The sequence below is a fragment of the Mesorhizobium sp. genome, from assembly GCF_005063415.1.
Taxonomy (GTDB): Bacteria; Pseudomonadota; Alphaproteobacteria; order Rhizobiales; family Rhizobiaceae; genus Mesorhizobium.
This window is the reverse complement of record NZ_SUEG01000199.1, coordinates 1-7,743: the sequence shown is the minus strand read 5'-3', so window position 1 is coordinate 7,743 and position 7,743 is coordinate 1. Positions and strand designations below refer to the sequence as shown.

Here is a 7,743-nt window from a genome sequence, read left to right as displayed (position 1 = left end):
GAAGTAAGCTGCTCGTCCGATGGTCACTGATGCCCGCCAGCGCATCGACAAGTGGCTGTTCTTCTCGCGCGCGGTAAAATCGCGCACGCTGGCAGCCAAGCTGGTGGTCGCCGGACGCGTCCGCATCAATCGCGACAAAGCAGCGCAGGCCTCCGATACGGTCCGGCCGGGCGATGTTTTGACAATCACGCTGGAGCGGCGGATCTTCGTCTGGAAAGTCCTTGGCACCGGCGTACGGCGTGGGCCGGCCGAAGAAGCCCGCCTGCTCTACGAGGATATGTCGCCGCCCCCTGCGCCCAGGGGCGAGGCGCTTCCCGATGCGGTGCCGCCGTTGCGCGAGGCCGGCAGCGGTCGCCCGACAAAGAAAGAACGCCGCCAGACCGACCACCTGCTCGGCGACGATTGAGCAAGGTCGAACTTCCGCTTTGCCTGCCATCTGGAATTCCATTCCGGAAACCGCGGCACCGCTGGCAAGGGCCGCCCTTGCCACCAGCGGACAAAGGCGTTACCTCACCAAAAAAGCCCAACAAAATGGGACGTCCCGGAGCCGACCAATGACTTATGTCGTGACCGACAATTGCATAAAATGCAAATACATGGACTGCATCGAGGTCTGTCCGGTCGACTGCTTCTACGAAGGTGAGAACATGCTCGTCATCCACCCGGACGAGTGCATCGATTGCGGCGTCTGCGAACCGGAATGCCCGGCCGACGCGATCAAGCCCGACACCGAGTCGGGGCTCGACAAATGGCTGCAGATCAACACCGAATATGCCGAGAAATGGCCCAACATCACCGCCAAGAAGGAGCCGCCGGCCGACGCTAAAAACTTCGATGGCGAAACTGGCAAATTCGAGAAATATTTCTCCCCGGAGCCCGGCGAAGGCGATTGACGAGCCTGCCGGCTGCGGCGGCCTGACGTCGCGTAACAGACGTGATACATTAACTGCCTTGACAGGCGGCGACGGCGCGTGGCCTTCGCGCGTGCAGCAAAACCTTGATTCTTCCGACTTTTTGTGTTACATCAACCAAACATGCCGGTGACACAACGTCGATTTATGGCGCAAACGCCCCAAATCACTGAAAGGTGAATTTCTCAATCCGGACCAGAGCGATCTGGGGCAGGCGGTCGCAATGTTGCGATTTGCCGGTCCTGGCCTTTCCGGTGAGTTCATCGTTGTGTGGCTAAGGACCGGTCACCCCGGTCGCACGAGTTCGGGCCGGCACGATGCCGGTACCACAACAAGGAGTTCAGGGCGTAATGGCAACGATCACCCCGCAGAAGAAGTCCACCGCAGCGCGCCACGGTTTCAAGACCGGCGAGTACATCGTCTATCCGGCGCATGGTGTCGGCCAGATCGTCTCGATCGATGAGCAGGAAGTCGCGGGCCACAAGCTGGAGCTGTTCGTCATCGACTTCCAGAAGGATAAGATGCGCCTCAAGGTGCCGGTCGCCAAGGCGACCTCGATCGGCATGCGCAAGCTGTCGGAAGAGGATTATGTCGAGCGCGCGCTGAAGGTCGTGCAGGGCCGCGCCCGCGTCAAGCGCACCATGTGGTCGCGCCGCGCCCAGGAATATGATGCCAAGATCAACTCCGGCGATCTGATCTCGATCTCGGAAGTGGTGCGCGACCTTTACCGCGCCGATAACCAGCCGGAGCAGTCCTATTCCGAACGCCAGCTCTACGAGGCGGCGCTTGACCGCATGGCCCGCGAGATCGCGGCCGTCAACCGCATGTCGGAGACCGAAGCGGTACGCCTCATCGAGGTGAACCTCAACAAGGGCCCGAAGCGCGGCGCCAAGGCCGACAACGAGGAAGCCGAGCAGGAAGAGGCTGCTTGAGCTTTTTGCTTTCGAAGTCAGAAAAACCCGGCCTCGCGCCGGGTTTTTTGTTTTGGCTGACTGGCGATGGCCATTCTAGCGCTCGCCACCGCCCTCCCTTTCCGCCTCGTGCTTCAGCGTCGCGATAAACCGCTTGGTCCGCTGGCGTTCCGGGTTGCTGAACAGCACCGCGGCCGGGCCTTGTTCGACGATGTTGCCGGCATCGAGGAACACCACTTCCCGCGCGATCTTCGAGGCGAGCCGCAGATCATGCGTCGCCATCACCATGGTCGTGCCCTCGCTGGCGAGCTTGCCGAGCACATCGACCACCTCCTGCGCCAGTTCCGGATCGAGCGCCGAGGTCGGCTCGTCGCAGAGCAGGACTTTCGGCGAAGGCGCCAGCGCCCGGGCAATCGCCACGCGCTGCTGCTGGCCACCTGACAGCGTCGCCGGCCAGGCATCGGCCTTGTGCGCCATGCCGACTTTTTCGAGCAGGGCGAGCGCCCGTTCGCGCGCCCTTTCCTTGGGCCATTTCAGCACCGTCACCAGCCCCTCCATGATGTTCTCGATCGCGGTGCGATGCGGAAACAACTGAAAATTCTGGAACACCATGCCGGTCTGCAGCCGCAGCCGCTGGATATCCCTGGTCGAGACCCTGCCGCCGGGGTGGAATTCGAGTGCATCGTCGCCGATCCGCACCGTGCCTGACGTCGGCAGCTCGAGCAGGTTGATACAGCGCAAAAGCGTGCTTTTCCCGCCGCCCGATGGCCCGACGAGCGCCGTCACGCTGCCTTCCTCGATGGTGACGGTCACGCCCTTCAGCACGAGATTGTCGCCGAAGCGCTTTTCGATGTTGGTGAGGCCGATCATGCGCGCGCCTCCAGGAAGCCGCCATAACGGTTGAGCCGCTTTTCCAGCCGCGCCTGCAAGGCCGACAGCACGGAGCTCATGATCAGATAGAGGGCCGCCGCCTCGACATAGAGGATCAGCGGCTCATAGGTGGTGGCGACGATGCGCTGCGCTGCCTGGAACATTTCCGGCACGGTGATGGCGGCGGCGAGCGAAGTGTCCTTGACCAGCGAGATGAAGGTGTTGGACAGCGGCGGCACCGCGACGCGCCCCGCCTGTGGAAGAATGGTGCGCCGCATTGCCTGGGCCCAGGTCATGCCGATCGAATAGGCCGCTTCCCACTGGCCCTTGGGCACCGAACCGATGACGGCGCGGATGATTTCCGACGAATAGGCACCGATGTTCAAGGTGAAGCCGATCAGTGCTGCCGGAAAGGCGTCGAGCAGGATGCCGATCGATGGCAGGCCGTAGAAGATAAGGAACAGTTGCACGAGAAGCGGCGTGCCACGGAAGATCCAGACATAGAAGCGGACCACGGCGACTAAGGGTTTGGGACCGAACAGCCGGACAAGCGCCACGACCAGGCCGAGGACAAGACCGAATGCAAACGACAGCAGCGTCAACGGGACGGTGAAGATCAGTGCAGCCCACAGCAACGTAGGCAGGGATTCCAGCATCAATTGCAGCCAGTGCGGCACGAAGGCTCCTCCTTGCCAGATTGCCGTCGCTCATATCACGCGAAAGCGGCGGGCCGTCAAAAGACAGCTCGCCGCGATATGAACGACGCGGGCCGGCGTTCGGCCCACACGAGAAAAGCTGTTTACTTCGAAACGTCCTGGCCGAAATAGGTGTCGGCGATTTTCTGGTAGGTGCCGTCGGCCTTGATGTCGGCCAGCGCCTTATTGATGGCGGCCACCAGTTCCGGATCGCCCTTGCGCACGATGACGCCGGAATAGTCGGCGTTTTCTTCCTGGGCGGCAATCTTCACATTGGCGTCGGGCTTGTGCTTCTTGAAATCGAGGAAGGACAGGCTGTCGTTGATGGTGGCGTCGGCGCGGCCGGTGAGAAGCAGCTGGATCGACTGGTCGAAGCCGTCGGTGCCGACGAGTTCGGCGCCGTTGGTTTCAGCCAGCTTGCCGAAATTCGAAGTCAGCGACTGCGCCGCCTTCTTGCCCTTGAGGTCGGCGAAACCCTTGATGTCGGTGTTGTCGCCGCGCACGATCAGCACCGCCTTGGAGGCGATGTAAGGATCGGAGAAATCATATTTGGCCTTGCGCGCCTCGGTGATGCCGACCTCGTTGATGACGGCATCGTAGCGGTTGGCGTCGAGACCGGCGATCAGCCCGTCCCATTTGCCTTCGAGGAACTGGGCTTTGACGCCGAGGCGCTCGGCGATGGCCCGCGCGATCTCGACGTCGAAGCCAACCAGCGCGCCGGAAGCATCATGATAGGTGAAGGGCGCATAGGTTCCTTCCGTGCCAACCTTGAAGATGCCGGACTGCTTGATCTGGTCGAGATTGGCGCCGGCATGACTTGCGGCGATGGCCAGAAGCTGGAGCGTTCCGGCGATAATGAGCGACTTGAGCCATTTCATTTTTCTGTGATCCCGTCCTTGGCCGATGTCCGGCGTCATTGCGAGTGCCGGAAAATGACAGATGCGCGATGCCAGAATAAGAAACTAAATTTCAAAAATCTCGCGCCCTTGAAATCCCATTCTCAACCAGCATCTCCCGGCGCCATCCGGCTGAGTCAAGGCCGGTGGCGAATCGCCTGTAACAGCGCAATCGACATGACAGTCCGGGGAACATTCCCTCGCATGGCACGTTCTTGGCTGTTGTAGGGCGCGGCGCCGCCATTTCAACCATCGGCGCCAACTCACGATTCGATCGCACCGCAACGCCTGAAGCAGGAGCGCGGCATGATGCAAGACAGTGCAGGACGGACCATGGTTCGCGCGGCGATGAAAGCCCCTTATCTGGAACGTGACGAAGAGCATCTCCTGGCGCTGCGCTGGAAGGAAAACAATGACCAGCACGCGCTGCACCGCATCACCGTCGCGCATATGCGGCTGGTCATTTCCATGGCGTCGCGGTTTCGCCACTACGGCCTTCCGCTGGGCGACCTGATCCAGGAAGGCCATGTCGGGCTGCTGGAGGCAGCGGCCCGTTTCGAGCCCGAGCGCGAGGTGCGGTTCTCGACCTATGCGACCTGGTGGATCCGCGCCTCGATGCAGGACTATATCCTGCGCAACTGGTCGATCGTGCGCGGCGGCACCAGCTCGGCGCAAAAGGCGCTGTTCTTCAACCTGCGGCGCCTGCGCGCCCGCCTGGCAAACGGCGCCGAGCAGACGTCGAATGCCACGCTCTACCGCGAAGTGTCGGCGGCTCTCGGGGTATCCGAGGCCGATGTGGCGATGATGGATTCCCGCCTTTCGGCACCCGACAGTTCGCTCAATACGCCACTTGCCGATGATGCGGGCGCAACCGAACGGATGGAGTTCCTGGTTTCGGATGACCCGCTGCCCGATGAGGTCGTCGGCGACACGATCGATGTCGAACGCCGCTCAGTGTGGCTGAAGACGGCACTCGGTGCGCTCAATGCGCGAGAACTCAGGATTATCGAGGAGCGCCGGCTGAGCGACGAGGGCGCGACGCTCGAAGCGCTCGGCGAAACGCTCGGCATCTCCAAGGAGCGTGTCCGCCAGATCGAGGCGCGCGCCATGGAAAAGCTCAAGGCGGCGCTGGTAAAGCAGAATCCGGAATTTCTCGCCGCCTGAATCGCATCGGTTGCTATTTGTCGGTTACGATCTTGACCTTGTCCCCGGCCGAAACGGCGGCACCCGGCGACAGCGCGTTGAGCACCCTGAACAAATCCAGCTTGCGGTCGACGCCGACCATCTGCGCGGCCAGCGAGCCCATTGTCTGGCCGGGCTGCACCGTGACGATGCGGATACGCAGTGGCTTCAGCGCTGCCTTCTCGGCAGCACTCAGGATGCGGAACGAGCCGCTGACCGAGCGCGCCACCGTGCTCAGCGAGGTGCTGGCCGAAGGCGCCGCGGTCAGCAAGCGGTAGACCTGGCCGCCGGCACGGATCACCGCAATGTCGAATTGCCAGCCATCGGCGCCGGCATGCGCGGTTGCCGCTTCGTTGCCGTTGATCGTCTCCTGGCGCACGCTGCTCTCGTCGAGGCCGGCAACCCAGCCGCTGCGGATGTAGTCGGTCAGCGAGCGGTCCTTGTCGATCGAGACGCCGTCGAAGCGGATTGCGATGTCGCCCGGGCCTGTCGCCGTTACCGCCGCCGCCGAATTGTCTATGACGAAGCCGTTGGGCACAGAGAACGACACGCCGAGGCCAGGATGCAGGAAGGTTTCACCGCGCACATAGCCTTCCTCCGGCGTGTCGCCGTAAAGCAACCCGTCTATGCCAGCAAGGAACGATTCGCGGTCGCGCGACCCGACACCGGGCGCGCCGAACTGGCGGGCATGGCGCTGCGCGAGATCGATGCGCTGCGGCGTGTTGGGGTGCGTCGCCAGGAAGTCGAGGCTGGCGTCGGTGGCGCCGCTGATCGAGCGGAAATCGGTATAAGCCGACATCGATTGCAGGAAGCGGCCGGCGGCGTAGGGGTCGAGGCCGGCTTCGCCGATCGACTTGATCCCGATGGCATCGGCCTCCAGCTCCTGATTGCGCGAGAACTGCGCCAGCCTAAGCTTGCCGCGGATCAGCGCCGCCTTGGCCGTCGGGTTGTCGCTGAGCACATCCGAAACGACCTTGGTCGCCAACCCCTCTTCCGCTTCCAGCTGCTGGCGCTGCAGACCATGATTGGCCGTAACATGGCCCATCTCATGCGCAATGACGGCGGCAAGCTCGGCTGAATCGTTGGCCAACGCCAGCAGGCCGCGGGTGATGTAGAGATAGCCGCCCGGCAGCGCGAAGGCATTGACGTTGGGCGAGTTGAGGATGGTGATGCGATAGGTCTGGGTCGGGTTGGCCGACACCACGGTCAGTCTGCCGACGACCTTGGCCACCATGCGCTCGAGCTTGGGGTCGGAATACTCGCCGCCATAGGTGGCAAGGATGCGCGGGTGCTGCGCCTTCGCCAGTTGGGCGAGCTTGCTGTTGGCGGCGACATTGTCGACCGTGATCGGCTTGTCTGAGGGCTGGAAGCCCGATTCCTGCACGTCGCGAGGCGTGAACATTTGGCAGCTTGCCAGCGCCACGGCAAGACCGGCCAGCGCCAGAAAGCGCGCCAGCGGTTTCACCCTCCGATTGTCGATGCCGGTCGGCAGATCGGCTTCCTTTCAAGTCCTGGGACGTGACCGCGAAAATCGGGCGCGATTTCCGGAAAGCATCACGCGCAAAATCAAGTGCTACGGCGTCCTTCGTGCGTCCGACAGATACGAGGCAGCAAGGGCAAATCACGGTCTAAGCCGGACCAGCTCCTGGCGGACCTAGCCACACTACCTCGACCATGGCAAGCAAGCGCCGCTTCGCCTTCCGCCGGTTTGACCATAAATTATGTCCGCTTCCGGGCAACATCTCGTGATCCAGCCGCAAACGGACCCGAGCCGATATAGCGTCGGAATGCCTCCGGTCCAGCCCCGACGAAAAAATCAGCGGCGGTGCCCGTCGCGGCAACTGTGCCACCATCCAGGAAAACCATGTTTTGGCCGATACGGCGCGCATCGGCCGGCTGGTGCGTGACGAATAGCACCGTCATGCGCTGCTCCGAATGGACGTCGGTCACCAGGTCGAGCATGTCGTCGCGCAGTGCCGGTCCGAGCGAAGCGAACGGCTCGTCGAGCAACAGCACCGGTCGGTCGCGCACCAGGACCCGGGCGAGTGCGACGCGCTGCCGCTCGCCGCCGGAGAGTTCGCGCGGCAGCCGGCTTTCCTTGCCGGCAAGGCCGACGCGCTTCAGCGCTGCGGCGATTGCGGCGCGATCGGCCTCGCTCAGCCTGAGCGAAGGCGAGCGGCCGAGCCCGACATTCTGCTCGACGGAAAGATGGGCAAACAGGTTGTTTTCCTGGAACACCATCGATACCGGCCGCGCTGATGGCGGCGCAGTGCTGACG

Annotated in this window: 9 protein-coding genes; 4 read left to right on the top strand and 5 right to left on the bottom strand. The window is 62.8% G+C overall.

The annotated features are described in order from the left end of the window. The first annotated feature begins 19 nt into the window (after positions 1 to 19). From E5W70_RS29415 to E5W70_RS29405, 3 genes are all read left to right on the top strand, one after another. Positions 20 to 406, top strand: a complete 387-nt coding sequence (locus tag E5W70_RS29415; protein ID WP_292664800.1) for an RNA-binding S4 domain-containing protein — start codon at positions 20 to 22, stop codon at positions 404 to 406. 148 nt (positions 407 to 554) lie between these two features. Continuing rightward, complete coding sequence (fdxA, locus tag E5W70_RS29410) at positions 555 to 893, top strand: ferredoxin FdxA (protein ID WP_292664799.1); 339 nt, start codon at positions 555 to 557, stop codon at positions 891 to 893. 368 nt (positions 894 to 1,261) lie between these two features. Continuing rightward, positions 1,262 to 1,843 carry a CarD family transcriptional regulator gene (locus E5W70_RS29405; protein ID WP_006327799.1) on the top strand — a complete coding sequence of 194 codons (582 nt, stop codon included), beginning with the start codon at positions 1,262 to 1,264 and terminating at the stop codon, positions 1,841 to 1,843. A 75-nt stretch (positions 1,844 to 1,918) separates the two neighbouring features. Here the strand turns inward: E5W70_RS29405 and E5W70_RS29400 are convergent, their stop codons facing one another. The 3 genes from E5W70_RS29400 to E5W70_RS29390 all read right to left on the bottom strand — a co-directional run bounded on the left by E5W70_RS29400 (position 1,919) and on the right by E5W70_RS29390 (position 4,265). Then, on the bottom strand, positions 1,919 to 2,692 hold the full coding sequence (locus tag E5W70_RS29400; RefSeq protein ID WP_292664798.1) for an amino acid ABC transporter ATP-binding protein: 774 nt from the start codon (positions 2,690 to 2,692) through the stop codon (positions 1,919 to 1,921). Further along, the gene (locus E5W70_RS29395) at positions 2,689 to 3,369 is read right to left on the bottom strand and encodes an ABC transporter permease subunit (protein WP_292664797.1); all 681 of its coding nucleotides are present in this window, start codon (positions 3,367 to 3,369) and stop codon (positions 2,689 to 2,691) included. Before E5W70_RS29395 ends, E5W70_RS29400 begins: the two co-directional genes overlap by 4 nt. 122 nt (positions 3,370 to 3,491) lie before the next feature. Then, positions 3,492 to 4,265 (bottom strand): amino acid ABC transporter substrate-binding protein, encoded by a 774-nt coding sequence (locus tag E5W70_RS29390; RefSeq protein ID WP_292664796.1) that lies wholly within the window; start codon positions 4,263 to 4,265, stop codon positions 3,492 to 3,494. Positions 4,266 to 4,589: 324 nt separating this feature from the next. On the opposite strand from E5W70_RS29390, the gene E5W70_RS29385 reads away from it, so the two are divergent. Beyond that, positions 4,590 to 5,447 carry an RNA polymerase factor sigma-32 gene (locus E5W70_RS29385; protein ID WP_031194549.1) on the top strand — a complete coding sequence of 286 codons (858 nt, stop codon included), beginning with the start codon at positions 4,590 to 4,592 and terminating at the stop codon, positions 5,445 to 5,447. 13 nt (positions 5,448 to 5,460) lie between these two features. Here the strand turns inward: E5W70_RS29385 and E5W70_RS29380 are convergent, their stop codons facing one another. Next, complete coding sequence (locus E5W70_RS29380) at positions 5,461 to 6,930, bottom strand: M48 family metalloprotease (RefSeq protein WP_292664795.1); 1,470 nt, start codon at positions 6,928 to 6,930, stop codon at positions 5,461 to 5,463. Positions 6,931 to 7,184: 254 nt separating this feature from the next. Further along, positions 7,185 to 7,743, bottom strand: a 559-nt coding sequence (locus E5W70_RS29375; RefSeq protein ID WP_292664794.1) for an ATP-binding cassette domain-containing protein, incomplete at its 5' end; no start/stop codon positions are given.

Bases quoted from the DNA above. Each gene is read 5' to 3' on its own strand.
- E5W70_RS29415 (WP_292664800.1), top strand. From the start codon at position 20: ATGGTCACTGATGCCCGCCAGCGCATCGACAAGTGGCTGTTCTTCTCG.
- fdxA (WP_292664799.1), top strand. From the start codon at position 555: ATGACTTATGTCGTGACCGACAATTGCATAAAATGCAAATACATGGAC.
- E5W70_RS29390 (WP_292664796.1), bottom strand. From the start codon at position 4,265: ATGAAATGGCTCAAGTCGCTCATTATCGCCGGAACGCTCCAGCTTCTG.
- E5W70_RS29385 (WP_031194549.1), top strand. From the start codon at position 4,590: ATGATGCAAGACAGTGCAGGACGGACCATGGTTCGCGCGGCGATGAAA.
- E5W70_RS29405 (WP_006327799.1), top strand. From the start codon at position 1,262: ATGGCAACGATCACCCCGCAGAAGAAGTCCACCGCAGCGCGCCACGGT.
- E5W70_RS29400 (WP_292664798.1), bottom strand. From the start codon at position 2,692: ATGATCGGCCTCACCAACATCGAAAAGCGCTTCGGCGACAATCTCGTG.